General features: G+C 62.6%; 24 protein-coding genes. 13 read left to right on the top strand and 11 right to left on the bottom strand.

The window, feature by feature from the left end; translation table 11 throughout:
* Nucleotides 1-9 precede the first annotated feature (9 nt).
* Nucleotides 10-1,266, bottom strand: coding sequence for an exo-alpha-sialidase (locus tag P9M14_17390; protein ID MDP8257523.1), 1,257 nt, complete (start codon nt 1,264-1,266; stop codon nt 10-12).
* 11 nt (nt 1,267-1,277) lie between these two features.
* Nucleotides 1,278-2,417: a hypothetical protein gene (locus P9M14_17385; protein MDP8257522.1), complete on the bottom strand. Its 1,140-nt coding sequence runs from the start codon at nt 2,415-2,417 to the stop codon at nt 1,278-1,280.
* A gap of 173 nt (nt 2,418-2,590) precedes the next feature.
* Here P9M14_17385 and P9M14_17380 point away from each other — a divergent pair, with 173 nt between their 5' ends.
* Entirely contained in the window at nt 2,591-3,076 is a 486-nt protein-coding gene (locus P9M14_17380) for a ferritin family protein (GenBank protein ID MDP8257521.1), read from the top strand.
* Between the two features lie 75 nt (nt 3,077-3,151).
* Here the strand turns inward: P9M14_17380 and P9M14_17375 are convergent, their stop codons facing one another.
* Together P9M14_17375 and P9M14_17370 are read right to left on the bottom strand one after the other, a co-directional pair.
* Complete coding sequence (locus tag P9M14_17375; protein ID MDP8257520.1) at nt 3,152-3,946, bottom strand: hypothetical protein; 795 nt, start codon at nt 3,944-3,946, stop codon at nt 3,152-3,154.
* Nucleotides 3,947-4,002: 56 nt separating this feature from the next.
* On the bottom strand, nt 4,003-4,872 hold the full coding sequence (locus P9M14_17370; protein ID MDP8257519.1) for a haloacid dehalogenase-like hydrolase: 870 nt from the start codon (nt 4,870-4,872) through the stop codon (nt 4,003-4,005).
* A 183-nt stretch (nt 4,873-5,055) separates the two neighbouring features.
* Here P9M14_17370 and P9M14_17365 point away from each other — a divergent pair, with 183 nt between their 5' ends.
* Genes P9M14_17365 through P9M14_17340 form a run of 6 tightly spaced genes read left to right on the top strand, consistent with a single transcriptional unit; the run spans nt 5,056 to nt 11,872 of the window.
* Nucleotides 5,056-6,981, top strand: coding sequence for a glycoside hydrolase family 127 protein (locus P9M14_17365; GenBank protein MDP8257518.1), 1,926 nt, complete (start codon nt 5,056-5,058; stop codon nt 6,979-6,981).
* Nucleotides 6,962-8,230: a DegT/DnrJ/EryC1/StrS family aminotransferase gene (locus P9M14_17360; GenBank protein MDP8257517.1), complete on the top strand. Its 1,269-nt coding sequence runs from the start codon at nt 6,962-6,964 to the stop codon at nt 8,228-8,230. Before P9M14_17365 ends, P9M14_17360 begins: the two co-directional genes overlap by 20 nt.
* Nucleotides 8,231-8,259: 29 nt before the next feature.
* On the top strand, nt 8,260-9,339 hold the full coding sequence (locus P9M14_17355; protein MDP8257516.1) for a Gfo/Idh/MocA family oxidoreductase: 1,080 nt from the start codon (nt 8,260-8,262) through the stop codon (nt 9,337-9,339).
* Nucleotides 9,340-10,131, top strand: coding sequence for a hypothetical protein (locus P9M14_17350; protein MDP8257515.1), 792 nt, complete (start codon nt 9,340-9,342; stop codon nt 10,129-10,131).
* The gene (locus tag P9M14_17345; protein MDP8257514.1) at nt 10,128-11,408 is read left to right on the top strand and encodes a 6-phospho-beta-glucosidase; all 1,281 of its coding nucleotides are present in this window, start codon (nt 10,128-10,130) and stop codon (nt 11,406-11,408) included. Before P9M14_17350 ends, P9M14_17345 begins: the two co-directional genes overlap by 4 nt.
* Nucleotides 11,405-11,872 carry a hypothetical protein gene (locus P9M14_17340; GenBank protein MDP8257513.1) on the top strand — a complete coding sequence of 156 codons (468 nt, stop codon included), beginning with the start codon at nt 11,405-11,407 and terminating at the stop codon, nt 11,870-11,872. Before P9M14_17345 ends, P9M14_17340 begins: the two co-directional genes overlap by 4 nt.
* 39 nt (nt 11,873-11,911) lie before the next feature.
* Here P9M14_17340 and guaA read toward each other — a convergent pair whose 3' ends face one another.
* The 4 genes from guaA to P9M14_17320 all read right to left on the bottom strand — a co-directional run bounded on the left by guaA (nt 11,912) and on the right by P9M14_17320 (nt 16,514).
* Nucleotides 11,912-13,483 (bottom strand): glutamine-hydrolyzing GMP synthase, encoded by a 1,572-nt coding sequence (gene guaA, locus P9M14_17335; GenBank protein ID MDP8257512.1) that lies wholly within the window; start codon nt 13,481-13,483, stop codon nt 11,912-11,914.
* Nucleotides 13,484-13,538: 55 nt separating this feature from the next.
* Entirely contained in the window at nt 13,539-15,002 is a 1,464-nt protein-coding gene (guaB, locus tag P9M14_17330; GenBank protein ID MDP8257511.1) for an IMP dehydrogenase, read from the bottom strand.
* Between the two features lie 15 nt (nt 15,003-15,017).
* Nucleotides 15,018-15,443 (bottom strand): hypothetical protein, encoded by a 426-nt coding sequence (locus P9M14_17325; protein ID MDP8257510.1) that lies wholly within the window; start codon nt 15,441-15,443, stop codon nt 15,018-15,020.
* A gap of 78 nt (nt 15,444-15,521) precedes the next feature.
* Complete coding sequence (locus tag P9M14_17320) at nt 15,522-16,514, bottom strand: hypothetical protein (protein ID MDP8257509.1); 993 nt, start codon at nt 16,512-16,514, stop codon at nt 15,522-15,524.
* A gap of 142 nt (nt 16,515-16,656) precedes the next feature.
* Here P9M14_17320 and P9M14_17315 point away from each other — a divergent pair, with 142 nt between their 5' ends.
* A complete protein-coding gene (locus P9M14_17315) occupies nt 16,657-17,232 on the top strand; it encodes a hypothetical protein (GenBank protein ID MDP8257508.1) in 576 nt (191 codons plus the stop codon).
* A gap of 70 nt (nt 17,233-17,302) precedes the next feature.
* Here the strand turns inward: P9M14_17315 and P9M14_17310 are convergent, their stop codons facing one another.
* Both P9M14_17310 and P9M14_17305 read right to left on the bottom strand, forming a co-directional pair.
* Nucleotides 17,303-19,075, bottom strand: coding sequence for a peptidoglycan-binding protein (locus P9M14_17310; GenBank protein MDP8257507.1), 1,773 nt, complete (start codon nt 19,073-19,075; stop codon nt 17,303-17,305).
* Between the two features lie 138 nt (nt 19,076-19,213).
* Nucleotides 19,214-20,032 (bottom strand): DUF4846 domain-containing protein, encoded by an 819-nt coding sequence (locus P9M14_17305; GenBank protein MDP8257506.1) that lies wholly within the window; start codon nt 20,030-20,032, stop codon nt 19,214-19,216.
* 67 nt (nt 20,033-20,099) lie between these two features.
* Here P9M14_17305 and P9M14_17300 point away from each other — a divergent pair, with 67 nt between their 5' ends.
* The 5 genes from P9M14_17300 (at nt 20,100) to P9M14_17280 (ending at nt 24,823) form a co-directional block, all read left to right on the top strand.
* Nucleotides 20,100-21,197: an EFR1 family ferrodoxin gene (locus P9M14_17300; protein ID MDP8257505.1), complete on the top strand. Its 1,098-nt coding sequence runs from the start codon at nt 20,100-20,102 to the stop codon at nt 21,195-21,197.
* Nucleotides 21,190-21,468 (top strand): Smr/MutS family protein, encoded by a 279-nt coding sequence (locus P9M14_17295; protein ID MDP8257504.1) that lies wholly within the window; start codon nt 21,190-21,192, stop codon nt 21,466-21,468. Before P9M14_17300 ends, P9M14_17295 begins: the two co-directional genes overlap by 8 nt.
* Nucleotides 21,469-21,512: 44 nt before the next feature.
* The gene (locus tag P9M14_17290; GenBank protein ID MDP8257503.1) at nt 21,513-23,765 is read left to right on the top strand and encodes a heavy metal translocating P-type ATPase; all 2,253 of its coding nucleotides are present in this window, start codon (nt 21,513-21,515) and stop codon (nt 23,763-23,765) included.
* A 96-nt stretch (nt 23,766-23,861) separates the two neighbouring features.
* Nucleotides 23,862-24,353: a periplasmic heavy metal sensor gene (locus P9M14_17285; GenBank protein ID MDP8257502.1), complete on the top strand. Its 492-nt coding sequence runs from the start codon at nt 23,862-23,864 to the stop codon at nt 24,351-24,353.
* A gap of 113 nt (nt 24,354-24,466) precedes the next feature.
* On the top strand, nt 24,467-24,823 hold the full coding sequence (locus P9M14_17280) for an MmcQ/YjbR family DNA-binding protein (protein ID MDP8257501.1): 357 nt from the start codon (nt 24,467-24,469) through the stop codon (nt 24,821-24,823).
* 22 nt (nt 24,824-24,845) lie between these two features.
* Here P9M14_17280 and P9M14_17275 read toward each other — a convergent pair.
* Nucleotides 24,846-25,423: acyl-CoA dehydrogenase family protein (locus P9M14_17275; protein MDP8257500.1), on the bottom strand; the 578-nt coding region annotated here is incomplete at its 5' end.

Raw genomic sequence — 25,423 nt, 5'->3', positions numbered from 1 at the left:
GGGGTCGTTTTATTTTGACGGGATGTTCGGCTGCTCATCGCCGTCCATCAGCCAGCGCTCGTTGAACTGCACCCAGCCGATGGTCGAGCGGCCCACGCTGTAGGAGACCCAGATCGTGCCGTCCAGCGTGTTCTGCGCGATCGAGGGATAGGCGTAGGAGCAGCCCTCCCCCTCGCACTCGTCGTCGATGTTGCGGATCGCGTCGAAGGTCTCGCCGCCGTCGTGGCTCAGGGCCACGCTCAACGGAAAGCGCCGCTCCTGGCTGTTGTTGAAGACCACCACCACGCTGCCGTCGAGCAACCGCACCTGGTCGATCGACGTGCCGCTGTTGGGCAGGTCCAGCGGGATGCTCGGGCCCCAATTAAGGCCGCCGTCGAGGCTGATCATGCGCTTGATGCGATTCGAGGGCATGCCGTCGCGGGTCAGCGCCGTGATCACGTCGCCCTCGAGCACAATGCACGCGGGTTGGATCTGGCCCGGGTGTTGGCGGTAATACTCGAAGTTCAGGTGCGCCTCCTCGGTCCATGTGGCGAAGTCGTCGGTGGAGCGGATAAATACCGGGTAGGCCAGGCACTCGTTGTACAGCGGCAGCAGCAACTCGCCGTTGCCCAGCCGCACCGGCCGATGGCGCGCCATCCAGCAATAGCGCTCGCGCAGCTCCAGCGGGTTGTCCCAGGTCGCGCCGTTGTCAAACGAGCGGATCAGCCGCAGATACGACTGGGGCCAACCCTCGCCGAAGATCGTGACAAAGAACACGTAGAGCGTGCCGTCCTCGTGAACCCACAGCGCGGGGTTCCCCTCGGAGCGCAGCGGCTCGTCGTAGAGCACCTCGGGCCAAGGCCATTCGCGCTCCCCAGGGGCCAGGCGCGACCAGACGATGCGCGCGTCGGGCGACTTCTCCGCAACACCGTGATACCAGACCACGGCCATCGAGCCCTCGGGCAGCTGTGCGATGGTCGATCCGTGGTGATTGCAGTTGAGTTGATACTCCCCGGTCTCGAAGTTGAAGCACTCAAGCGAGTCCGGCTCGAGGATTTGACCTTTCTCGTACAGCGGCTGCTGCTCGTCGGGTGGAAACAGATCGTCGTCGTCGTCCACGATGTCGTCGTCTCCGCCGCTGTCGTCGTCTCCGGTTGCGTCGTCATCGTTGGAGTCATCGTCCGCCTGATCGTCATCATCATCGCCATCCCGATCGCAGGCGATGATCGCCAAAGAGGCGCAGAGCATCAGCGCGAGCAGCAAGGTCGATATGCGCTTGGAGCACATTTACGTTCTCCCTAAAAAAGCAGATCGGCCAACTTGAGCAGCTCGCGCAAGACCATGACAGCGCCCTCTTCCGGCGGCTGCTCAGGCTCGGCATACAGCGCCTGGTGCCACTGCTCGTAATCGTCGCGGTTCTGCGCGCCGCGGAAGTTGTAGATCTGGATGCGCTCGATGCCCGCGGCCTTGGACGCGGCGACCTCGTCCGCTAGCGTTTGATAATCCTCGTACTCGCCGGAGATGCCCAGGGCAATCGAGGCGTTGTGCGGATAATGTTCGATAGTGGTCCGGGCGTAGCTGTAGACCAGGTCGGGCCCGAAATCCATGCCCAGCGTCGAGTTGTAGGTCGTGGTGTAGACCATGGTCGAGACCTCGTCCCACTCCACGGTGGAGACCGGGATGTCCATCGCATCCTGGATCGTGCAGTCCTGGTCAAAAAGATCGTCGAGGAACATCGGCGCGGTGACCACCATCGAGCGCATGCCCATGGCGCGCAGCTCGTCGTTGAGCTGGTTGTAGACCTCCGAGGCCTGGGCAAAGCGCTGCGGGTCGAGGTGCTCGATCAGCACCAGCAGAGCGTCGGCGTAGCGCCCCTCTTGCAGCATGCGCGTCAGGTCGCCGATCACGTTGACGCTGGTCTCCATGTCGACCACGATCCACTCGATGGCCAGCTGGTTGTCGATGAACCACTGGGCGTAATCCAACGCCACCTCGGCGAACAGCTCGGCGTTGGCCTCGCTGGGCCAGTAGCCTTCGGAATACGGCAGCAGGATCCAGGCGCGCACCGCCACGCCCGCTGTTTCCGCGTCGCGCAGAAACGCCAGTAGGTCGGCATCGCCCAGCATCTCATCGGTCATGCCCAGCAGCAGGGTCAGCTCGTACTGCGCCAGAGTAGGCAGCTGGGCCCTCAACCAATCAAAGTTGTTGCGGTGCGCCTCCTCGTAATAGCCGTAGATCGGCGTGGGCGGGATGAATGCTTCGTCGTCGTCCGCCGTGTCGTCATCGTCGCCGCTGTCGTCGTCCCCTGCGGCGTCATCGTCGTCAAGGTCGTCGTCCGGCCCGCTGTCGTCATCGTCGTCGTCGGCCGTACACGCGCCGAGCAGCACGCAGGCCGCGCACAACAACACCAGAACGCTGATCAATAATCCTCTGTGCATGGCAATCTCCATGACGAAATATCCGGGATTGAGAATATCATGCCGCCCGCCCCTGCCGACAGACCTCCCTTGCTTGACTGTGCCAAAGTCGGTGTTATCTTTTACATGCAATTCTGGACAGCCCAGATCATTGCTTGTGATCCCAAGGCCGTCCCCCAAACGTGGAGTGCTTAATGCCGTATTACAAGACCGGTGAGATCCTGGACAAGGCGATCGAGATCGAGCGCAAGGGCGAAGCGTTCTACAACGCCCTGGCCGACAAGGCTCAGGACGAGGAGATGCGCTCGGTGTTCTCCTTCCTCGCGGGCGAAGAGAAAAGCCACGGGGAATCGTTTAGCAAGCTGCTCGAACAGTTCGGCGAGCATCGAACAGAGCTGTCGTGGGACTTCTGGGATTACATGGCCGGGCTGCAGCTGCTCTCCGACCAGGGCGTGTTCGAGGACGACAAGCAGACCGTCAAGCAGACCTACATGGATCAGGACGCGGCCAGCTTGATTAAGACCGCGATGCAGTTCGAGCGCGACTCGATCCTCTACTACTCGGAGATGCGTCCGATCGTCGCGGCTGAGGCCCACGGGATCATCGACGAGCTGGTCGAGCAGGAGCGCGATCACCTACGCAAACTGATCGGATTGCTTAAAACGCTCGACCAGGGCTGAGGCACAGCGGAAACAATCAACAGGCGGGACGCCGATCGGCGTTCCGTTTTTTTTAGCCGTGCGGGTTGAGAAGCTTTACTTGATTGCCTCGGCCGGCTCGAACTGGAGCAGCACGTTCTTGGTTCGCGGCTTGATAAATCCCTCGTCGCGTCCGTCGTAACGCACCCAGCAATGCGGTGCGGCCTTGGTGAACCACATGAACATATCCGGCGCCACCCAACCCAGCGCGCCGGTGGGCTTGAGTTCGAGCTTGTAGCAGTCGATCTCGCCGAAGACGGTTTTAATCCGCTCCTCGCCGTGGTGAATGATGTGACCGCCGAGCACCGAGCCGTCGGTCATCAGCAGGTTGCCGGTGACTTTGTAGCCCGCGCCGCGCTCGAACGGAAAACCGCGCAGCAGGAAGTTCAGCGCGTCGCCGGGCCAGGCATCGTCCGCGATGGCGATCTGTTGCTCCTCAACCTTGCCCGCGACGCGATCCTCGAAACGGTAGCTAAGCTTGTGCGCGGTCCAGTCGTAGCGCAGATCCCAGGTCATCTGCTCGGCGCCGCTGCTGACCTTTTTCCAATACTGCGTGCGCAGCATGCCGCTGTCGCAGATCTCGACGCTCGATTCCTCGGTCCAATCGATGCGCTCGGCCCCGGACTTGCCGTTGTCGCCCTGGCCATCGTAGAGATAGAACTTGCGGCCGTCGCGCTCAAAGCGCTTCACGGTCCAACGCATGTTGTACAGCGTAGCGTCGTCCTCGAGCCACATGATGCGCGAGAACCCGGACTCGCGGTCCATGATCTGCGGCTTGGCGAACTGCGCCGTAGCGCCCGCGGCGAGGAATAGAACCAATGCGATTGCGATGCTCAGTGCGCGACGTGCCATCCTCGGCCCCCCATTGGAAATCGGCTTACTCATGATATTACCGCCCATTGGACAGATCAATGCCCGGATGGGCGCGGCTCGACCATGATCCCCAGCTCTGCGGCGCGCTTTATCAGCGCGGGGTCCAGCGGATGTATCAGCATGCCCAGGCAGCGAGCCGATTGCAGTAGCGGCAGATCGAAGTCCGAGTCGCCGATTGCGATCCAGGGATCAGCACCGCATGCCATGCGCAGCGCCGCGACCTTGCCCGGCCCGTAGATCACCGGAATCGCCAGCCGCATGCCTAGGCGATCTCCGCGCGGATGGGTCCGGTTGCCCAACACCAGGTGCGCGGGAAACTTTGTCAGCTCGGCCGCCGCGAGCACAGCCTGGACGTGGCTCACGGAGATAACCACGACGCGCATCCCGTGCTTACGCGCCAGATGCGCCAGATCGCGCATCGGCGCACGCGCAGTCATTCCCAGGCGGATCTGCCGTCCGTCCGCCAACCTGTGCAGCCCGGGCGGCTGCCCGACCTGCGCTCGCAGCACACGTCGAATGCGGCGCGAGAGCTGCAACGGCGTGAGCCCGGCCAGCAACCGGCTTTGCCAGGTGTAGGCGCTCTGCGGACCCTGCTGTGCGAGCACCTGCTCGTAACGCTCGCTGATTGCGCAGCACAGGGCATCGCCGTCGCGACTCTGGATTGCGGCACGTGCTGCCCGCGCGGATTCGCCCTGGTCCATCAGTTCCCAGAAGCACGGCTGGTCCACAGCGTAGAGCAGCTCCAGGGCCATGCCCCAGAACACCGAATCCCCGGCGTCGCCGTGTACGCAGGTCTCGTCCCAATCCAGCGCGAGGATCGCGCCGCGGGGCGCGGACTCCACCGCTTTGCGCAACGCCTGGGCCACCACTGGTGTAAAACCCTTTTCGATCGGCCAATCGTTCATCGGGTGATCCGCCTCCTCGGCATTTTTCCGCATTGGCTCAGAGCCCTGTTCATATTCGGTCAACTGTAAATTAGCAAGCTGTTCATCAGCCTGATTCGACGGTTGGAGCGGCTGGATCAACGTTGACACCCGCGGCAACGCGCTGTTAGGATTCTTGCCTGTTCTCTAAGGAATTTTCCAATCATGAAACACCTCCGATTTATAGTAATTTTCATTGCTCTGGCCGTACTTTGCGCCCTGGGTACGCTGAGCTGCGGACCTCCGCAATGCCGCCTGGGGCAAGGCGGATTCTACGAGCTTACGTCGCTGGAGCTGGACCAGGCCCAGATGAGTTACCTGCTCCAAGTGGCTCGCGGCGAGCTGTACGGCACGCCCCAGCCGCCCAAGCGCGATGAATTCCCCGAGCTGTTCAAGCGCGGTCGCCGACCGCTGGTAATCAGCGTGGCTTTGGATAAACTGCCCGCGCTGGTGGCCCACGGCGACGAGCAAAACATCTACGAATCGGTGGTCGCGGCCTGTTCGGTGCTCAAGCGGATGGATCGTCAACGCTCGCTCGTTGGCGGCTGGATTAGAATCGCGGTGGTCGACTCCACCGGTTCGCAGCAGGCCTGGGGCTCGGTCCGCAAGTATCGTTATGACATGAGTCGCCAGGGGCTGCTGTTCGACACCAGACCGTTGATGGTCTTCACGCCCGAGGAGGTGCTCAGCCACTACCTGATGGGCGACGACGGCCGCCGTCGGAAAAACGCCTTTAAGAATTATCTCGAGATCCGGGTCTACGGCAAGATCATGAACGACTGCCTCGACGGCACGGTCGAGGGGCTTCAGTTCTGTTTCGTCGATTTCGTCGATTTTTCCGAGCATCCCGACGACAGCTCGCGCCTCGTGGTCTACGCGCGCGGCCTGCCGCTCGAGCTGGACACATCCAGCGCCGGACTCCAACGCGCCTGCAAAAACGGCGGCGACTATCTGATTACGATCACGGACGACGAGGGCAAGTTCGTCTACACCTACCGTCCGCAGCTGGACAAGCAGTCCCCATCGTACAACCTGCTGCGCCACGCGGGCACGATCTACGCAATGATGGAGCTGTACCAGGTCAGCGGCGATGTGCGACTGCGCGACAAGGCGCGCGACGCCCTGGGCTTCCTGATGACCAAGGTCGAGCCGGTCAAACTCGCGGACGAGGCCTATTACGCCGTGGTCTCGACCAAAATGAAGCGCGGCCAATCGCGACAGGTGGTCAAGCTCGGCGGCAACGGCCTGGCGTTGATCGCGATCTGCAAGTACACCGAGCTTAGCCACGATACCCAGTTTATCGGCCGCGCCCGTCAGCTCGCCCAATACCTGATGGCGGCCCAGGAGCCCGACGGCCACTTCGTCAGCAAGTACGACCTGGAATCCGGACCCGACGAGCAGTTCGATTCGATGTACTACCCGGGCGAAGCGATTTTGGGTCTGGTGCGGCTCTACCAGTTCGAGCCCGACCAACGCTACATCGAAACCGCGGTGCGCGGCGCGGACTGGCTGATCAACGTGCGCGACAAGGACGTGCCCGACCAGCGGCTGCTGGCCGACCACTGGCTGATGATCGGGCTTAACGAGCTGTACCGCATCGCGCCGCACGAGCACTACAAGACCCACGTCTATCGCCTGGCGCGCAGCATCGTGGACAAGCAGTCGCGCGACAACCGCTACCCGGAGCTCAACGGAATCTTCTCCGGACGCGCCCAGTCTACTCCCACGGCTACACGCGCCGAGGGGCTGGCCGCTGCCTATCGCCTGTCTCAGTACGCGGGCGACGATGGGTCCGCTTGGCTCGAGGCGCTCAAGCTCTCGGCCGTTTTCCAACAGCGTTGCCAGTTCAACCGCTTTAACGCGATCTACCTGCGTTACCCCTACAAGGCGTTGGGCGGTTTTTTCGAATCTACCGATAATTACGACATCCGCATCGACTACGTTCAGCACAACATCTCGAGCCTGCTGGGGCTGTACAAGATCCTTTGCGAGATCGAGCGGCCCGGCGAAAGTTTCGCCTGGGACTCATCTCCGGGACACCGCGCCCGGCTCGTAGAAACGGAGGAGCAGCATGTCCAAACTGGCGATTAACGGCGGCACGCCGGTTCGCAGCGAACCGTTCGCCGAATACCCCCAAGGTTCCGATGCCGAGAAAAAGGCCTTGATCGAGGTTCTGGAAAGCGGCAACTGGGGCGGATACCCCTCGCCCAACACCTGGGCCACCAAGCTCAACGAGCGCTTCGCGCAATTCCAGGGCGCCAAGTACGGCATCGCCTGCTCCAACGGCACCGACGCGATCTACGTTGCCCTGCGCGCCGCAGGGGTCAAGGCCGGCGACGAGGTAATTACCACCCCCTATACCTGGATCGCCACCTGCCAGGCCCCGGCGCTGATCAACGCCGTGCCGGTTTTCGCCGACGTGGACCCCGACACCTACTGCATTGATCCCGACGATGTTGAGCGCAAGATCACGGACAAGACAAAAGCGATCGTCCCCGTGCATCTGGGCTGCCGTTTTGCCGACATGGACCGGCTGATGGAAATCGCGGAAAAGCACGACCTGATCGTGGTCGAGGACTGCGCTCACGCCCACGGCGGCCAGTGGAAAGGCCGCGGCGCGGGCTCCATCGGCCATCTGGGCACCTTCAGCTTTCAGTCGAGCAAGCTGCTCACCGCGGGCGAAGGTGGAATGATCATCACCTCGGATCGCGAGCTGATGGAGAAGTGCCACAGCCTGATCAATTGCGGCCGCAAGGAAGAGTTCTACTGCAACTTTGAGGACCAGCTTTTCGGCTGGAACTTCCGCCTGGCCGAGTGGGAATGCGCGGTGCTCTGCTGCCAGCTTGATCGGCTCGAGGAGTACACCCTGCGCCGCGAGCGCAACATCCGCTACTTAAGCGACAAGCTCGACGGCCTGGGATATGTAAAAACCCTCAAGTGGGACGAGCGAATCACGCGGCTGCACGCCTACCAGTTCATTTTCAAGTTCGTGCCCGATGCCTGGGAGATCACCCGCGATCAGTTCAGCGCCGCGCTGACTGCCGAGGGATTTGAAAACGACCCGTACTTCTACGTGCCGGTCTACCAAAACGCGCTGTTCAAACTGCGCGCCAGCGACTACCCGACGATCCGCGAGCGTTACGGCGATGAGCTGACCGCCGACCAGGTCAGCTGTCCCAACGCCGAGCACGCGGCCTACGCCGAGTCGCTGTGGATGCACTATCCGATCTTCATGGGCGACCAAAGCGACATGGATCAGCTGCTGGAGGCGATCGTCAAAATCCACGACTGCCAGGACGAACTGCTGGACAAGCCGATCAAGGCCCAGAGCCGATTTTAAATAACCTCGCTCGCACAGGAGGAAGAAAGATGCAAAAAGTTCGCTACGGCCTGATCGGCTCGGGTTCGATCAGCCGCACGCACTTCGACGCCCTGGCGCGCGTGCCCGGGACCCAGGTCGCTGCCGTGGCCAGCCGCTCGCACAGCAACGCCGAGATGTTCGCCCAGTGGAAGGGCGTGCCCGACGCGTACGACGATTACCATCGGATTCTAGAGCGCGAGGACATCGACGTGGTCTGCGTCTCGTTCCCCAACGCGTACCACGCGCCGATCGCGCTCGAGGCGCTGTCCGCGGGCAAGCACGTGGTGCTCGAGAAGCCGTTGTGCAACACCTTGGCCGAGGCCGACGCGCTGATCGCCGCTGCCGCAGAACATAAACGGCTGCTGATGTACGCCGAGGAGCTGTGCTTCGTACCGCGCTTCGTACGGCTCAAGCAGCTTCACGCAGAGGGCGCCTTTGGATCGCCCTACATGGTGCGCCAGATCGAGCGGCACGCCGGGCCCTACTCCGATTGGTTCTTTACGCGCAGCGAGGCCGGCGGCGGCGCGATGGTCGATTTGGGCTGCCACAGCATCGAGACCATTCGCTGGCTGCTGGACAAGCCCGCGGTGCGCAGCGTGTACGCGCAGATCGACACTGTAATGCACCACGAGCGCACGCAGCTGGACGATCACTGCATCGTGCAGATCGAGTTCGAGGGCAACGTGCTGGGCGTGGCCGAGGCCAGTTGGGCCAAACACGGCGGCATGGACTCGACCCTCGAGCTGTTCGGCGACAAGGGCGTGGGTCGCGCCGAATCGTTCAGCAATCCCGGGCTCGACGTTTTCAGCATCCCCGGCTACGGCATGCTGCCCGACGATGCCCGCGGCTGGACGCGGCCGGTGGTCGACGACGTGTACGAACACGGCTACGTGGGCGAGTTCGAGCACTTCAGCGCCTGCGTGCGCGGCGACGCGCAACCGCTTGAGACCGCGCAGGACGGACGCGAGGTGCTGCTGATCATGCTCGCGGCCTACCACTCGGCGCGCATCGGCGCCAAGGTGCAATTCCCGTTCGACCCGCCACCGTGCGAATTCCCGGTGGACCTCTGGCGACCGCCAGAGGAGTAGATGGAGCGTCGTAAGCTGCCCTGCCCGGTCTGCGGCGCGCCGGTCGGCGCGGAGAGCGCAATCTGCATGAGCTGCGGCTGCCGCTTTCAAATCGAGTTCGACAAGTCCAAGGCCGAGGGCATGACCTGCTTCGAATGCGGCAACCAGTCCGACCAACTGGATCGCTCCTGCCCGCAATGCGGCCGCGAGTATCAGGTGGAGTGCCCGGAATGCGGCTTTGAGTACGCGCCCAACGAGCGCTTCTGTCCCCAGTGCCAACACGATCGGCTGGCCGACCGCGACCGCGAACTCTACGATGTACACTCTGCCGCGGACGATCGGCGTTCCGGTTTCAAACTCAAGCTGGGCATGCTGCTGCCGTTCGCGATCATGACCGTCGTGCTGATCGTCTCCACCAAAGGTGAGGGCTGGGTGGCGGCCAGTGCGCTGGTGGTGCTGGCCGCTGTCGCGCTTTTTATTGTCAGCGGAGTGGGAGAGCGTTTGTCGGTCAAGACGCGCCCGATGGTCAGGGGCTCGATGGTCGAGGTCTATCGCACTTACAATATGTCGCGCTCCGATCACCTGGTCGCGCTGCTCGAATCCGAGGGGATCGCGGCGCACAGCGAGGGCCGCCAGCTTTCGGCCCTGGGATTCAGCGTGTTCAACAACGGCTTCCACGTTTTGGTCTCCCGTGACAAACTGACGCAGACGCTGGAGCTGATGAGCGCCTTTGACTTCAAGACCGATTTACAATTCAACGGGATGGCGGCCGACAGCGCGCCCGGACAGAACAAAGAGGAAAACAGACGATGAAGATTGCCGTTATCGGCGGCGGAAGCACGTACACACCCGAGATCATCGACGGCATGCTGCAGCGTGCCGAGCTGTTCGCGGATAGCGAGATCGTATTGATGGACATCGATCCGCAGCGACTCGAGGTCGTCGGCCCGTTCTGTCAACGAATGGTCGAGCACTACAAATCACCGCTACGCGTGAGCACGACCCTTGATCGTGAGCGGGCATTGGACGGCGCGGACTTCGTGCTCAGCCAGTTCCGCGTGGGCAAACAGGCGGCGCGGCATCAGGACATCCTGATGGGATTGCGCCACGAGCTTATTGGCCAGGAGACCACCGGCGTCGGCGGAATGGCCAAGGCGTTGCGCACCCTGCCCGTGGCGCTGTCGATCTGCGAGGACATGCGTCGGCTGTGCCCCGAGGCCTGGCTGATCAACTTCACCAATCCATCAGGCCTAATTACCCAGGCGTTGCTCGACCACGGGAAAGTCAATTCGATCGGCCTGTGCAACGTACCCACCGAGTCGCTGATGCTGGTCGCCGCCGTGCTGCAGGCCGACCCCTCGGAGGTTCATCTGGACTTCGTGGGCCTGAACCACCTGGGTTGGATCCGCAAGGTGTTGGTGCGCGGCGAGGACCATACCGACAAGCTGCGGGCGATCTTCGACACGGCCGAGGGCCCGGCGAACATCCCGGACATGGCCTACGACCCTTGGCTGATCGATTCCCTGGGCGCGTTCCCGATGTACTACAACCGCTACTACTACTACACCGACCGGATCCTCGAACAGCTCAAGTCCAAGGACAAGACCCGCGCCCAAGAGGTAATGCTGATCGAACAGGAGCTGCTCGAAATCTATCGCGACCCCGCGCAGCACACTAAGCCCGCGGCCCTGGAAAACCGCGGCGGCGCGTTCTACTCCAAAATCGCCGTGGATCTGATCGAGACGATCACCAACGACCTGGGACGCGAGCACATCGTCAACGTGGCCAATGCCGGAGCGATTCCGAACCTGGACGAGCAGGCCGTTGTAGAGATAAGCTGCAAGCTAAATACAAGTGGTGCAGTGCCGGTGGCGACCGAGCCGTTGCAGGACGCTTTGCTGGCGCTTATCGCTCCGGCCAAAGCCTACGAGCGGTTGACGATCGAGGCGCATTGCGAACGCAGCCGCGATAAGGCGCTGCTGGCGCTGACCTGCAATCCCCTCGGCCCGACCGCGAGCCGCGCCGAAGATGTATTGGATGATATGATCGAGGTCAACGGATTCGACTATCTCAGGGGGTCTGATCGATGAGAGCTGCTTCAGTTGTCCTGGCGACGTTGGCGTTGTGCATGCTTGTCGGCTGCGGCGAAGCTGGTCCCAAGACGCCCGCGGGCGCGGTCGAGGCCTTCATGGCCTATGCCATTACGCTGTCCGACCCAGACCTGGCGGCGGCGGCCACCGGCAGCGCCGAAGCCGAACAGGTGGCGCGGGCGCGCAAGGACTTTCCCAATCTGTTTATCGACGAAAAGTCGGAGCTGTTCTTCTCGGATTTCTACACCGGTTTCCGACCGACCTCCTACGAGATCGTCAGCATCGAAGAGGGCGGCGGCACTGCCAAGATCGGCGTCTCGATGACCCACATTGAGAACGTTCAGGTCGGCGTGATCAGGCATCAGCAAAACTTGGCCTACGACCTCTACTTCATTGCCAAGCGTCAAAAGAGCGTATGGAGACTCACGACCATCCAAGGCTGGCCGCCCCCGCTCGCGCGCTGAATTATTAGCTAAGCAACCGTTCGCCGGTCCGACCCCGGATCACTCCCACTCGATGGTGCTCGGCGGCTTGGACGAGATGTCGTAGACCACGCGATTGATCCCCTCGACCTCGTTGATAATCCGGTTTGATATCAGGCCCAGCAGCTCGTGGGGCAGGCGCGCCCAGTCCGCGGTCATGCCGTCGCGGCTGGTCACGGCGCGCACGGCCAGTACCGATTCGTAGGTCCGCTCGTCGCCCATCACCCCTACCGACTTGACCGGCAGCAGTACGCCGAATTCCTGCCAGACCTCGCGGCCCAGGCCTGCGATCTCGATCTCTTCGGTGATAATATGATCGGCCAACTGCAGAGTCTGTACGCGCTCGCGGGTCACCTCGCCGACGATGCGCACGGCCAGCCCCGGTCCGGGGAACGGGTGGCGCCAGACCAGATCCGGGGTCAGTCCCAGCTCGATGCCCAGTTCGCGTACCTCGTCCTTGAACAGCTCGCGTAGCGGCTCGACCAGCTCGAGGCTCATCAGATCGGGTAGCCCGCCGACGTTGTGATGGCTCTTGATTGTGGCCGAGGGGCCCTTGAAGCTCACTGACTCGATCACGTCCGGGTATAGCGTGCCCTGGGCCAGATAACGCACGTCGTCGAGTTTCGCAGCGCACTCCTCGAACACCGCGATGAACTCGCCGCCGATCACCTTGCGCTTCTGCTCGGGGTCAATCACTCCGGCGAGCTTGTCCAAAAAGCGCTGTTCGGCGTCGACGTAGACCAGTTTGACGCCCAGCCGATCGCGGAACGTGGCTTGGACTTTCTGGGCCTCGTGCAGCCGCAGCACGCCGTTGTTGACGAAGATCGGGGTCAGCCGATCACCGATCGCGCGGTGCAACAGCAGTGCGACCACCGAGCTGTCCACGCCTCCGGACAGGCCGAGCACCACCCGGCCCTGGCTCAGCCGACTGCGCAGCGCCTCGACCGTGACCTCGATGAAATTGTGCATCGTCCAATCCGAGCCGCAGCCGCACACGCCGTGGACGAAGTTGTCGATAATCTCGCTGCCCTGGGGGGTATGCACGACCTCGGGATGGAACTGTACGCCGAACACGCGCTGCTGCTCGTCGCGCACCGCCGCGTAGGGCGAGTTCTCCGAATGCGCGATCACGTCGAAACCCGCGGGCAGCCGCTCGATGCGGTCGCCGTGGCTCATCCAGGCGACGATCGGATCGCCGGGTACGAATCCGCGGAACAGGTCGCCCGCGTCGCGGACCAACAGCTCGGCTCGTCCATACTCACGGCGCTGGGCGCGGGCCACCTCGCCGCCGAAGTGCAGGGTCAAAAGCTGCATGCCATAACACACGCCCAGCAGCGGCAGCGGCAGATCGAGGATCCGCGGGTCGCACTTGGGCGCGTCCTTGTCGTAGACCGACGAGGGCCCGCCGCTGAGGATTATCCCGCGCGGGTCAAAACGCTCGACGCGCTCCAGCGGCATGTTGTACGGATGGATCTCGCAATAGACGCGCAGCTCGCGTACACGCCTGGCGATCAGCTGAGTGTACTGGCTGCCGAAGTCGAGGATCAGGATTTTATCTTTGATCGCCGCTGAAGTGCTGGCGCTTACCGACATCCGTTGTTCCCCGGCCCGCAGGGCTCTGTGTCTGGGGCGTTGTGCGATATTCGGATCAGTCGACCCGGTAGTTCGGCGCCTCTTTGGTGATGATCACATCGTGCACGTGGGACTCGCGCAGCGATGCGCTGCTGATGCGGATAAAGCGACCTTTGGTGTGCATCTCCTCGATCGTGCGGCAGCCGGTGTAGCCCATGCCCGAACGGATACCGCCGATCATCTGGAACAGCACCGCGCCGATCGAGCCCTTGTAGGGCACACGCCCCTCGATCCCCTCGGGGACCAGCTTGGACTCGTCCGAGGTCTGGGCCTGACGATAGCGGTCGGCGCTGCCCTGCTTCATCGCCTCGATCGAGCCCATGCCGCGATAGACCTTGTAGGAGCGCCCCTGGTAGAGAATGATCTCGCCCGGGCTCTCCTCGGTGCCGGCGAGCATTCCGCCGAGCATGCAGGTATGGGCGCCGGCGGCCAGAGCCTTGGCCGCGTCGCCGGAGTATTTGATTCCGCCGTCGGCGATCACCGGCACATCGTGACGCCGTGCCGCGCGCGCGCATTCGTCCACCGCCGAGATCTGCGGCACGCCCACGCCGGCCACGACCCGCGTGGTGCAGATCGAGCCCGGACCCATGCCGACCTTGATCGCGTCGGCCCCGGCGCGGATCAAGGCCAAGGTGCCCTCCTTGGTGGCGACGTTGCCCGCAATCACCTCGGCGTCGGGCCAGCTCGCTTTGATCTTTTTAAGCACCTCGATCACGCCCTTGGAGTGGCCGTGAGCCGTGTCGAGCACGATCACATCGCAATTCTTGTCCAGCAGCGCCGCGACGCGTTGCAGCGTGTCCTCGCCCGTGCCGACCGCCGCGCCGACCATGTAACGGCCGTGGTCGTCCTTGGCCGAATTGGGGTATTGCTCTGACTTCTCGATGTCCTTGATCGTGATCAATCCCTTGAGTCGGAACTGGTCGTCGACCACGGGCAGCTTTTCGATGCGGTTTTGGTGCAGCAGATCTTTGGCCTCCTCCAGGGTCGTGCCCGGAGGTACGGTGATCAGGTTGCGCTTGGTCATCACCTTGCTGATCTTCTGATCGAGGTCTTTGACGAACCGCAAATCGCGGTTGGTCAAGATCCCGACCAGCTTGCCCTTGCTGACCACCGGCAGGCCGCTGATGTGATAGCGCTGCATGATCTCGGTGGCCTCGTGAAGCTGCTGATCGGGCTGCATGGTGATCGGGTTGAGGATCATCCCCGATACCGCCTTCTTGACCCGATCGACCTCCAGCGCCTGGTCCTGGATCGGCATATTGCGGTGGATCACGCCCAATCCGCCGAACTGGGCCATGGCGATCGCTGTGCCGCTCTCGGTCACGGTATCCATCGCTGCCGAAAGCAGCGGGATCTGTAGCTCGATGTTGCGGCTCAGCCGCGTACGCAGCTCGACCTGGTTGGGGAGCACGTTGCTCTTTGCTGGCACCAGCAGCACATCGTCGAATGTCAGGCCGATTTTCAGCTCAGGCTGCAACATCTGTCACCTCTGGGATTAGTCGTTGTCCGAAGCCACACCATGCTTGTGCGGTTGGATTGATTCCGGTATGCGAATCGGCTGGTTGTAGACCTTGATCACGAAATCACGGCGCACGTCCTGACCGAAAAACTTGGCGATACGGCTGTACTCGCAGTTGATGCTGATCTTCTGGTTGGCCTTGGAGACGCTGACCGCGAAGTTCTGCGGCTCGACCCCCATCTCGACCGCCTTGTCTTTGATGTTCTGCTCGATCTCCGAGGCCTCGTATACGCCGGATTGCAGAACCTGTTCGTCGATGAAACGTTTGATCTCGAGGTTGTCGAAGTAGATCGGCAAAAACGTGTAACCGCCGTAGATCAACAACCCCAGGATCGCCAACAGCACGATGTTGACCCAATTGATCTTCCCCGATTGCGAGGACATCAGCTCACGAAATCGCATGGATTACCTCCCCCCGAAATTCGCTCCGCATTGTTCGATGCCGGCGCGAGTAAATGGTGCTCAAGTCTAGTCAAACGTTCAAAGGATCGTCAACCGACCTCCGGTCACGAATCGCCGTTGATCAACGCCGAACCGCCTGTCGGCCGCAAGCAGCGCCGCTCCCTCGAGCAGTCCGGCGTCGCTGACCGTCAGTTGGTCCAATCCCAGGGCGTCCAACGCCCCGAGCAACAGCAGGATTCCCGGAATTATAAGGTCCTCGCGACCGTGTTCCATCCCCGGAAGCATGCTGCGTTGCTCCGCGTTCATCGACGCGAGCAGGTCCAGCAGGCGCAGCAACGAGCCGCGACTCAGCGAGCTGCCGTGCACGAGTTCAGCGCGATACTCGCGCAGCCCCAGTTCCATCGCCGCCAAGGTGGTCGGGGTGCCGGCCACGGCCACCAACGCACCGCCCGCTGCGTCGTGCTCTCCGTTCAACTCGCGAACGATCTGCGCCATCGCCCGCCCGGCGGCCTGTGCGGCGCTCTCCAGCTGCGCGCGGCTGGGCGGATCGTCGTGCAGCTCGGCGTCGAGCAAGCTGATGCAACCCAGCTCCACGCTACGCGCCCGCCCCTCGTCGCTCCCCCACAAACCCAGCTCCGTGGAGCCTCCGCCCACGTCGATCAGCCAAAACGGCTCGACCGGACTCAGGTTTGAGCGCACGCCGCGGGCGGTGAGTTGCGCCTCAAGCGCGCCGTCGATCACCTCAAGGATAAATCCCGTGCGCCGCAGTACCTGGTCGATGAATTGCCCGGCGTTGGCCGCGCGCCTGACCGCGCTGGTGGCCAACGCAACGTGCGGCGGAAGTTTTTCTGTGTCGAGTTCCGTTCGTATTTGTTCCAGGCAGACCACAGTGCGCTCGATGGCCGCCGGACTTAAACCCACATCGGGGTCGAACCCCCCGCCCAGACGGGTGATCCCCTGCAGGCGCAGCAGCTGGTGAAGCTCGCGGCCCGCGACCCGCGCCAGCAGCAGGCGCACGGTGTTCGAGCCGATATCCAGCCCGGCGACCGTTGCGCTGCCTGCGTCGCTCACAGGCAAGCTCGAACTTGCACTACGACCGGCCCGGCGGACAATGCGGGTTTAATGTTGCTTGACATGCTACAATCTATACCAATATATTGACCCGAATCAAGTTTGTAATACCAAATAGGGTATTGATGGAGGTTTCCCGCTGATGACAAAAACCCTTATAAGACTTAGCCTTATCGCACTGATTGCCTGCGCTTTACTGTGGACCCCATTTCCGGCCGCGGCCAAGGATCTGACCGGAAGGCTCGGCGTGGGCTACAACAAACAGATCAGCACCCCGTTCATCAGCGACGACGTGGTGGCCCTGCCCGACTACTACATCGCCACTGACGAGCTTTCGGCCAAGTTCTGGTTCACCGAGATGTTCGGGATGAACATCCTCGCCGGGTTCAACTACAGCTCCTACGACGAGACCAAGGGCAGCAACCTCACCCTCGGTGGCAAGTTCCTGGCGAACCTGGTCCAGGACAGCTGGTGCAACTTCTACGTGGGCGGAGGCCCGGGCGTCTCGATCATCCACGTTGACGACGGAAAGCGCGACGACACCTCCACCGGCCTGATCCTGATGGGGTTCGGCGGCGTGGAGTTCTTCTTCCAGGAGCTGCCCAACTTGGGGTTCGACCTGGAGTTCGGTCTGCAATACACCGACGTGGGAAAATATCAGGGTATCGGCACCTACGGCGGAGGGTACGGCACCATCGGCTTCCACTACTATTTTTAGCCCGCACTATTCATAAATATTCTGCCGCGGCGAACAATCCGCACGCGAGAGCTGCGTCAGCCGCGGCCGATCAGACGAACTCGGCGCGCTGGGCGCTGTAGCGCTTTTGGCCCATGATCCCGGCCTGGACCATCGCCTCGATGCGGTTGTCGAGGGTCTTGACCCGTCCGGGGAAGTGCGCGGCGCCGATCTCGAGCAGGTTGCGATAGGCCCGGTCCTCGTCTCCGTCCGTATCCAGGGCCTCGATGATCTCCACGCTGCGTCCGCGTCCCTGGTGCCGAATGTCGGCCACCGCAGCACAGACCATATCCAACGCTCCGTCAAGGCCGTAGCATTTGGAGTATGAACGCATCGACTTGATCAACTTGTCGATGGCCACGCGCACCTGCACCCCGCGGTGGTCCGCATCGTTCTCGCACCAGTGCACCAGTTTGGCCGCCTGAATGATCTCGACCTGCTCCACATCTTGGCCCGAGGGATTGAAATATTGCATCAGCAGCTCGGTGGATGCATCGTCCTCCAGCTTCTGGTTCGCTCCCTCGATCTGGCGCACGATGCGGCCGTCCGCACAGGCCAAGTCGGGAAAATAGCGCGCCGCGGCCGGAGTCTTGAGCAGCTCGCGCAGCAGCAGCACGAAGTTGTCGTTGGGCGTGTGGGCGGCCAGCTGGTAAAAGCCGAAGGTGATCCGCGCCCGGTCGTAGGTGTTCAGGCACTTGAACAGCCCCCTGCTCTCGCAGATCACCGTGGGGTGGATCATGTAGGCCCAGTGCCCGTATTGCTCGCGATAGTCGTCGGGCTCGTAACGGCCGCCGTCGGCGTAGCGCGTGTTGGCCAGGCCGATCCGGCCCTCGTAGGAGACGCGGCGGCCCACGAAGAACTGCGGCCCGCAGTCCATTCTGGCGAAACAATCAGCCCCGCGGCGCTCGACCCTGCAGATGATCGCATCGCCCGTTCCGGTGGTGTCGTGGTGCGAAATATCACGCAGCGCCCTATCCAGGGCCTGCAAGGTAGCCGCGTCGAGCTCGCCGCTGGCGGCAAGCTGGTGGTCGAGCTGAAAATTCTTGACCGCCGTCGCGGTCTTGGGGCCGTAGTACCCTCGATATTTCCGGTTTGCGCCCAGGTCAACGGCGTATTGCGGCTTGGTCGCGGCCAGAGCGTTGAGTGCGTCGTGCAGCGCCTCGCAGCCCGAGACCCGGCCGCCGCTGGACTCGAGCTCGAGCAGGCCGGCCGCCACCAGCTTCAACGTCGGATTGTTGGCGAGGATCGGATCGATCAGCCTGACCGTTTGATTGGGCAACGGATCGTTCTCAGGGTCGGGTTGCGCAATGTCGAACAGCGCGCGCAACGCCGCATAGTCGATTTTCATCACGCGGGTCTTGGGATTCTTGTTGAACACGTCGGCCGCAGTCTGGGCCACCGCATCGCCTTGGCGCTTGTAATTACCCGAGGAGCAGTGGATGACTTTGGTCGGGAGACCGTCAACCACCTCGCTGACCAGACCCATGTGCCCCTGGTGATTGCCCCAATCCGGATAGACCACGATGTCCCCGGCCGCGGCGTCGCCCAGCTGCGCGCGTTCGAACAGTCCGCTGCCCGCGCTGCCGCCCCCCTGCCAGTAGCTGGTGGTCTGCATCCAGTGTCCGCTGCCCGGGGGCAGTTCGCGAGGTATGCCGATGGCCCAGGCCACGAATCCCGAACAGTCGCAGCTTTTGGTCAGCGCCTTGGCCGGATCGAATCCACCCTTGCCCGGCTTGTATGTAGTCTTTTGTCCAACAGCGCCGTGCGCCCTTTGCAGTGTAGTTTCACTGTCAGCCTGTGCCAGCAAATCTTTCCAATCAGCCATCTTCATGTCCTCATATCTAATTTGTCTGCATGCGGACTTTAATTTATATACCACTCGCCCGCAAGCTGTTTATTCAGGCTTTAAGATGTTTGTGGTTGCAGTTCGGGTTAACTATCCACTTTGGTATTTTTCACAGGCTTACCACCTGTGCCACCAGCCCCGGCCAAAGGGCTCGAGGTGTTGGTGGAGCCCCTGCTCGCTAAACCATTCGCCCTGCCCCTGTCCGCTGCCCGGCCGTGGAATGTAGGGACTCATGGCCGGGACCCAGCCGTAGGCTGTGAGCAGCATCGGATCCCCCTGAGCATTGCGCGCCAAATCGAGCAAGATCGTCACGTGTCCCATTCTTCCCGGGCTGGAGCTAGGCGGCTGCACGTAGATATCGCCCGGCATTAATTGTTTGGGGTCGACCAGCGACAGGTCGCGGTGCAACGAGGCTGACCCAGCAAAGGTGAAGACCTGTTGCAAATAGTCCTCGAACGCCTGCTCGCGCGAGTACTGCGGCCCCACCGCTGTTCCGTTGTGCGCGGCTCGCAACCGGCTGCCGTCGCTGGTGCACAGGTAGCGTACGCCGCGTAGGAAATCGGCGAATTTCATCGGCTGTCCGGAGACCGAGTTGAAGCTCACCTGCTCGTCGCGGCCCTGTTGTTCGTTGTAGTCGGCCCAGAGCATTATCGCCACATCCGCGCACTGGCAAAATCGCCCGCGTAGCGGCACGTCCAGCAAGTACGCCGGGGCGCTGGGCGGTTCAATGGGTCGGCCCGCATAATCCACGACCTGCGAGCCCTCGGGCTTTATCGCCAGCGATCGCACCCATTGCTGCCAGCCGTTGGTCGCGGCCGAACGCGTGAACCCCGCAGGCGGCCGGATGTCGGCCACAGTGGCCGCGGGATCGCCCCGGGCAACGCTCCAGGCCGTTGCCGCGATCAAGACCAACAGAACGACAATTAGTTTTCGCATCTCTTTTCGACTTCCGTTGACCAGTGCTTGTTCCATGCCACGATCGTCTGAGTGTATAACAGACTAAGTGTCGTACTCCCGCTGCACCCTGTACTTTCTCAGCGGCACGGGCAATACCGCGCGTGTTGCGCAGTGGATGGCGCGTCTGGCACAACAGCGAACCGTGGAGACCACGGCCGTGCCGATCAATCGCGCTCCGGACACGCCGTTTCCCGACGATTGCGCCCAAAACCTGGTCGGCCTGCTGATGCCGACCCACGGGTTCACTGCGCCGTGGGGAATGATCCGCTTCGCGCTTGGCCTGCCGCGCTCGAAAAACCGCCATGCCCTGGTAGCCGCGACTCGCGCGGGCACCAAGTTCGGCCCGCTGTTTCTGCCGGGGCTGGAAGGGACCGCGGCCTATCTGATCGCCTTGATCCTGGCGCTCAAGGGCTATCACCTTCGCGGAGTGCGCGGCATTGACATGCCCAGCAACTGGATCACCTTCCATCCCGGCTACTCCGAGCGCAGCGCGCTGGCCATCGGCGAGCGCAACCGGCCTCTGGCCGAGAAGTTCGTGGGCAACGTGCTCGATGGCAAGCGTCAGTTTCGCAGCATCGTGCCCCTGCTCTTGGGATTGCTGCTGCTGCCGGTCTCCATCGGCTACCTGCTGTTCGGACGTTTCTTTTTGGCCAAAGTTTTATTCGCCAGCCAAGACTGCGATGGCTGCGGGCTATGCGCGCAGAACTGCCCGTTCCAGGCGATCCGCATGCACGGCAAAAATCCGCGCCCCTACTGGAGCTTCTCCTGCGAGAGCTGCATGCGCTGCGTGTCGTTGTGTCCCCAACAGGCGATCCAGGGCGGCCAGTCCTGGGCCGTGCTGCTGTGGTACACGACCACGATCCCGGTAGGCGTCTGGAGTTTGAACCTGCTGGCGCAGCACTTGCCGTGGTTGCAAAGCCTGGAGGGCTCGCCGTTGTACTGGCTGATCCAGTACCCCTACTTCCTGCTGTGCCTGTTCGTGATGTATTGGATCGCCAATCGCCTCAGCCGCCTGCGCTTGATCAACGCCTTGCTGACCTACACCACCTTGACCCGCTTGCCCTGCTGGCGCAGGTATCGCGAGCCGCACACGCGGCTGCAGCGGCTCAACCAGGTCCAGCGGCCCGAGGCCGAAGATGGATGAGCGAACGATCGTGCGACTGCCCATCGACGGCGTGCTCGACCTGCACCACTTCAGCCCGCGCGATATCAAAACCCTGGTGCCGGACTACCTCGAGCAGTGCCGCGCCGCGGGCCTATTGCAGGTACGAATCATCCACGGCAAGGGGATCGGCAATTTGCGCCGCAGCGTACAGGCGATTCTCGAAGGGCTGGACTACGTTGAGTCTTATCGCCTGGCCGGGATCGATTCCGGATCGTGGGGAGCGACCCTGGTGCAGCTGCGGCCCCTCTGATTTGAATCATATTCCGCCGCATGTGCAGACTGTAATCTTCGCACATGACAAGCGCCGCACAACAACCCGATGACAAACGGGTCGACCTACAGATCAGCGGCCTGAGCTGCGCCTCGTGCGTGGCGCGGGTCGAGAGCGGCCTGCGCAGCACGCCGGGCGTTAAACTCGCCGCGGTCAACTTCGCCGGCGAGAGCGCGCAGGTGGACTTCGACCCGCTGGTGATCGACCTGGAGGGATTGCAGGCTGCGGTGGCGGCCGCAGGCGCCTATCGTGTGGTGGGCGTCAACTCTTCACAGCAACCCGATGAACCCGACCAGCACGAGCAGCGCGCTCTGAAGCGCAAGCTTCTGGTCGGCGTGGCGCTCTCGGCGCTGATCATGCTGCCGATGCTCGGCCGCTGGATTCCGCTGATCGCCGACCTGCCGCGAGGCACGCTGAACATCGCGCTGCTGCTGTTGACCCTACCGGTCTATCTGTGGGTCGGCTCGCAGTTCCACCGCGGCGCCTGGATCGCCCTGAAGCATCGCACCGCGGACATGAACACCCTGGTCTCGCTGGGCACCAGCGCGGCCTTTTTATACTCGGCCCTGGCCACGTTGCGCCCCTCGCTGTTCGGCAACGCGCCGGGCAGCCTGCCCGACGTCTACTTCGACTCGGCGGCAATGATCATCACCCTGGTGCTGCTGGGTCGACTGCTCGAGTCGCGGGCCAAGGCGCGTGCGGGCAACGCGATCCGCGCGCTGATCGGCTTACGGCCGCGCATTGCCCACCTGCTGCGCGACGGCGGCGAGCACGACGTGGATATCGACACCGTGCGCCCCGGCGACGAGCTGCTGATCAGGCCCGGCGAGTCCCTGCCCGTGGACGGCGAGCTGACCGCGGGCAGCTGCACTGTCGATGAATCGATGATCTCCGGCGAATCGATCCCCATTGCCAAAGCAGTGGGCGACGAGCTGATCGGCGCCACGCTCAACCTTGGTTCGGCATTTCGCATGCGCGCCACGCGCGTGGGCGACGAGACCACCCTCTCGCAGATCGTGCGCATCGTGCGCCAGGCCCAGGGCGCCAAGGCGCCGATCCAGCGCCTGGCCGACCGCGTGGCCGCGATCTTCGTGCCGGTAGTGCTCGCCGCGTCCGCGCTGACCTTCGTAATCTGGTACGTGCTCGGTCCGCAGCCGGCGCTGAGCGCGGCGCTGCTCAACGCAATCGCGGTGCTGATCATCGCCTGTCCCTGCGCCATGGGTCTGGCCACGCCCACGGCGATCATGGTCGGCACCGGGCGCGGCGCCTCATCCGGGATTTTGATCCGCAGCCCCGAGGCGTTGGAGCGCGCGCGGGAGATTACCGCCGTGGCCTTTGACAAGACCGGCACGCTGACCATCGGCCGTCCCGTGGTCAGCGACGTAGTGCCCCTCGGAGTGCTGAGCAAGGACGAGCTGCTGAGTTATGCCGCGGCCGTGGAGTCGGGTTCCGAGCATCCTTTGGGACGCTCGATCCGCGAACGGGCGGCGCAGCGGAACATCGAGGTTCCGCCCGCCTCGCAATTTAAAACTCTGCCCGGCCTGGGAATCGAGGCTCAGGTGCGCGGCACGCACGCGCTGCTGGGCAACCGCGAGCTGTTGAAGCAGCGCGGGATCGATACATCGCTGCTCGAACCGCAGGCCCGCGAGCTGACGGCCGCGGGCAACAGCCTGGTCTATTTGGCGCTGGACAAGCAGCTCGCCGGGCTGATCGCCGCGGCCGATCCGCTCAAGCCCGACGCGACCCAAGCGATCATCGGACTGCGCAAGATCGGGCTCGAGGTCTACATGATCAGCGGCGACAACCAGCATGCGGCGCGCGTGGTGGCCGATCGACTGGGGATCGAGCAAGTGTTGGCCGACGTGCGTCCCGAGCAAAAGGCCGACGCGGTGCAACGTATTCGACAGCAGGGGCACGTGGTGGCGATGGTGGGCGACGGCATTAACGACGCGCCGGCCCTGGCCACGGCCGACCTGGGGATCGCCATCGGCACGGGCACGGACGTGGCGATGCAAACCGCGCAGATCACCCTGATCTCCGGATCGCTTGGCGGCGTGCTGCGCGCAATTAAACTCTCGCGCCGCACCGTGCGCACCATCAAGCAAAACCTGTTTTGGGCCTTTGCCTACAACATCATCGGCATTCCGATTGCCGCCGGCGCGCTCTTCCCGCTGCTGGGGATTACGCTGCGGCCGATGTTCGCCGCGGCCGCCATGGCCCTGAGCTCGATCTCGGTTGTGACCAACAGCCTGCGCCTGCGTCACGCCAAAATTTAACAACCGGCTGCTGATTCAGCTCATACCTCGCCAACCGCCGTTGGCGCATCATCGAGACATGATTAAAAACGACTTCCGTCCTCAAGGAGATAAACGATGAGACGCAACACATTGCTAGTAGCGATCGCGGCCCTGAGCGTGATGTTGATCAGCGGCGTCGCCCTGGCCCGCGGCCAAGGCCACGGTTCAAATATGGTCCCCGATGAGCTGCAACTGAGCGCCGAGCAACAACAACAAATCGAGGCGATCTACCAGAGTCACTCGCTGCAGTTCACCGCGCTTGGCAACCAGGTGCGCGACCTGAACGTGGCGATCGACAACGAGCTGGCCAAGCAATCAGCGGACATGGCCAGGATCGAGCGCTTCAGGTCCGAACGCAGCATGGTCAACGAGCAGAAGATGATGCTCCAATATCAAGTGCGCGCTGAGATCGACAACGTACTGACGCCGGAGCAACGCGAGTACTACGGCGAGCACGGCATGCGCGGCTTGGGCCTGGGCCACGGCTCGGGCATGGCCTTGCACAACGGCATGGGCCAAGGCCCTGGTAATTCCCAGGGCTGCACGGGAAGAGGCAATAACCGCTGACCCTGCGGGTGAATCATCGGGCTCGCCGGGGGAAAGCTTCCGGCGGGCCGTTTGTTTGCCCCAAGCGCCTACTTTATCATCCAGTTGAAAACAGTTTTGGAGAACACTAGCGGATGAAGCTTGACGCCCTACGTAAATACTTCGCGGCCAAAGCCGGGTCCGAAGAGACGTTTCCGTTTGACGAGACAACCCTGGTGCTTAAGGTCGGTAATAAGATGTACGGTTTGGTGGGCCTGGAGGGCGACCCGCTGCGCGTCAACCTCAAGTGCGACCCGGACCTGGCCGAGCTGCTGCGCGCGCGCTACGAATCGGTAATCCCCGGCTATCACATGAACAAGCGCCACTGGAACAGCGTGATCCTCGACGGCTCGATCCCGCGCAAAGAGCTGCGCGAGATGATCGACCACTCCTACGACCTAGTGTTTCGCTCGCTGAGAAAAGCGGACCGCGAACGGATCATCAACGACTAAGCCGGTCTGTCCCTAATCGATTTTAAAATCCCATTTGCTTGGCCACGATCAGCTTCATGATTTCGGTGGTTCCGGCGTAGATCGTCTGAATCCGGCCGTCGATGAACGCCTTGGAGACCGGGTATTCGGTCATGTAGCCGTAGCCGCCGTGGAGTTGCAAACAGACGTCGGTCACGCGTTGGAACATCTCGCAGTTCCAGTACTTGGCCATGCAGGTCTGGGTGATGATCTGCTTGCCCGCCATGTGCTCGAGGATCAGCCGGTCGATAAACGTGCGGCCGATCTGCACCTGGGTCGCGCACTCGACCAGCTTGAACTGCGTGTTTTGGAACTTGCTCAGCGGCCTGCCAAAAGCGTTGCGCTGGCGCGTGTAGTCGATGGTCCAGTCCAGCACGCGCTCGGCCGCGGCTTGGGAGCCCAAGGCCACCACCAGCCGCTCCTGTTGCAGCTTCTGCATCAGGTAGAGAAACCCGGCGTTCTCATCGCCGAGAATGTTGTCCAGCGGAATGCGGCAGTCCTCGAAGAAGTGCTCTGCCGTATCTTGGGAGTGCATGCCGATCTTCCGCAGCTTCTTGCCCTTGACGAACCCCGACCGGTCGG

The organism is Candidatus Alcyoniella australis (assembly GCA_030765605.1).
Taxonomy (GTDB): Bacteria; Lernaellota; Lernaellaia; order JAVCCG01; family Alcyoniellaceae; genus Alcyoniella; species Alcyoniella australis.
The sequence above is the reverse complement of the archived record's forward strand: the minus strand, read 5'-3'. Positions and strand labels throughout refer to the sequence as shown.

Bases quoted from the DNA above. Each gene is read 5' to 3' on its own strand.
- P9M14_17390 (MDP8257523.1), bottom strand. From the start codon at position 1,266: ATGTGCTCCAAGCGCATATCGACCTTGCTGCTCGCGCTGATGCTCTGC.
- P9M14_17385 (MDP8257522.1), bottom strand. From the start codon at position 2,417: ATGCACAGAGGATTATTGATCAGCGTTCTGGTGTTGTTGTGCGCGGCC.
- P9M14_17380 (MDP8257521.1), top strand. From the start codon at position 2,591: ATGCCGTATTACAAGACCGGTGAGATCCTGGACAAGGCGATCGAGATC.
- P9M14_17375 (MDP8257520.1), bottom strand. From the start codon at position 3,946: ATGGCACGTCGCGCACTGAGCATCGCAATCGCATTGGTTCTATTCCTC.
- P9M14_17370 (MDP8257519.1), bottom strand. From the start codon at position 4,872: ATGAACGATTGGCCGATCGAAAAGGGTTTTACACCAGTGGTGGCCCAG.
- P9M14_17365 (MDP8257518.1), top strand. From the start codon at position 5,056: ATGAAACACCTCCGATTTATAGTAATTTTCATTGCTCTGGCCGTACTT.
- P9M14_17360 (MDP8257517.1), top strand. From the start codon at position 6,962: ATGTCCAAACTGGCGATTAACGGCGGCACGCCGGTTCGCAGCGAACCG.
- P9M14_17355 (MDP8257516.1), top strand. From the start codon at position 8,260: ATGCAAAAAGTTCGCTACGGCCTGATCGGCTCGGGTTCGATCAGCCGC.
- P9M14_17350 (MDP8257515.1), top strand. From the start codon at position 9,340: ATGGAGCGTCGTAAGCTGCCCTGCCCGGTCTGCGGCGCGCCGGTCGGC.
- P9M14_17345 (MDP8257514.1), top strand. From the start codon at position 10,128: ATGAAGATTGCCGTTATCGGCGGCGGAAGCACGTACACACCCGAGATC.
- P9M14_17340 (MDP8257513.1), top strand. From the start codon at position 11,405: ATGAGAGCTGCTTCAGTTGTCCTGGCGACGTTGGCGTTGTGCATGCTT.
- guaA (MDP8257512.1), bottom strand. From the start codon at position 13,483: ATGTCGGTAAGCGCCAGCACTTCAGCGGCGATCAAAGATAAAATCCTG.
- guaB (MDP8257511.1), bottom strand. From the start codon at position 15,002: ATGTTGCAGCCTGAGCTGAAAATCGGCCTGACATTCGACGATGTGCTG.
- P9M14_17325 (MDP8257510.1), bottom strand. From the start codon at position 15,443: ATGCGATTTCGTGAGCTGATGTCCTCGCAATCGGGGAAGATCAATTGG.
- P9M14_17315 (MDP8257508.1), top strand. From the start codon at position 16,657: ATGACAAAAACCCTTATAAGACTTAGCCTTATCGCACTGATTGCCTGC.
- P9M14_17310 (MDP8257507.1), bottom strand. From the start codon at position 19,075: ATGGCTGATTGGAAAGATTTGCTGGCACAGGCTGACAGTGAAACTACA.
- P9M14_17305 (MDP8257506.1), bottom strand. From the start codon at position 20,032: ATGCGAAAACTAATTGTCGTTCTGTTGGTCTTGATCGCGGCAACGGCC.
- P9M14_17295 (MDP8257504.1), top strand. From the start codon at position 21,190: ATGGATGAGCGAACGATCGTGCGACTGCCCATCGACGGCGTGCTCGAC.
- P9M14_17290 (MDP8257503.1), top strand. From the start codon at position 21,513: ATGACAAGCGCCGCACAACAACCCGATGACAAACGGGTCGACCTACAG.
- P9M14_17285 (MDP8257502.1), top strand. From the start codon at position 23,862: ATGAGACGCAACACATTGCTAGTAGCGATCGCGGCCCTGAGCGTGATG.
- P9M14_17280 (MDP8257501.1), top strand. From the start codon at position 24,467: ATGAAGCTTGACGCCCTACGTAAATACTTCGCGGCCAAAGCCGGGTCC.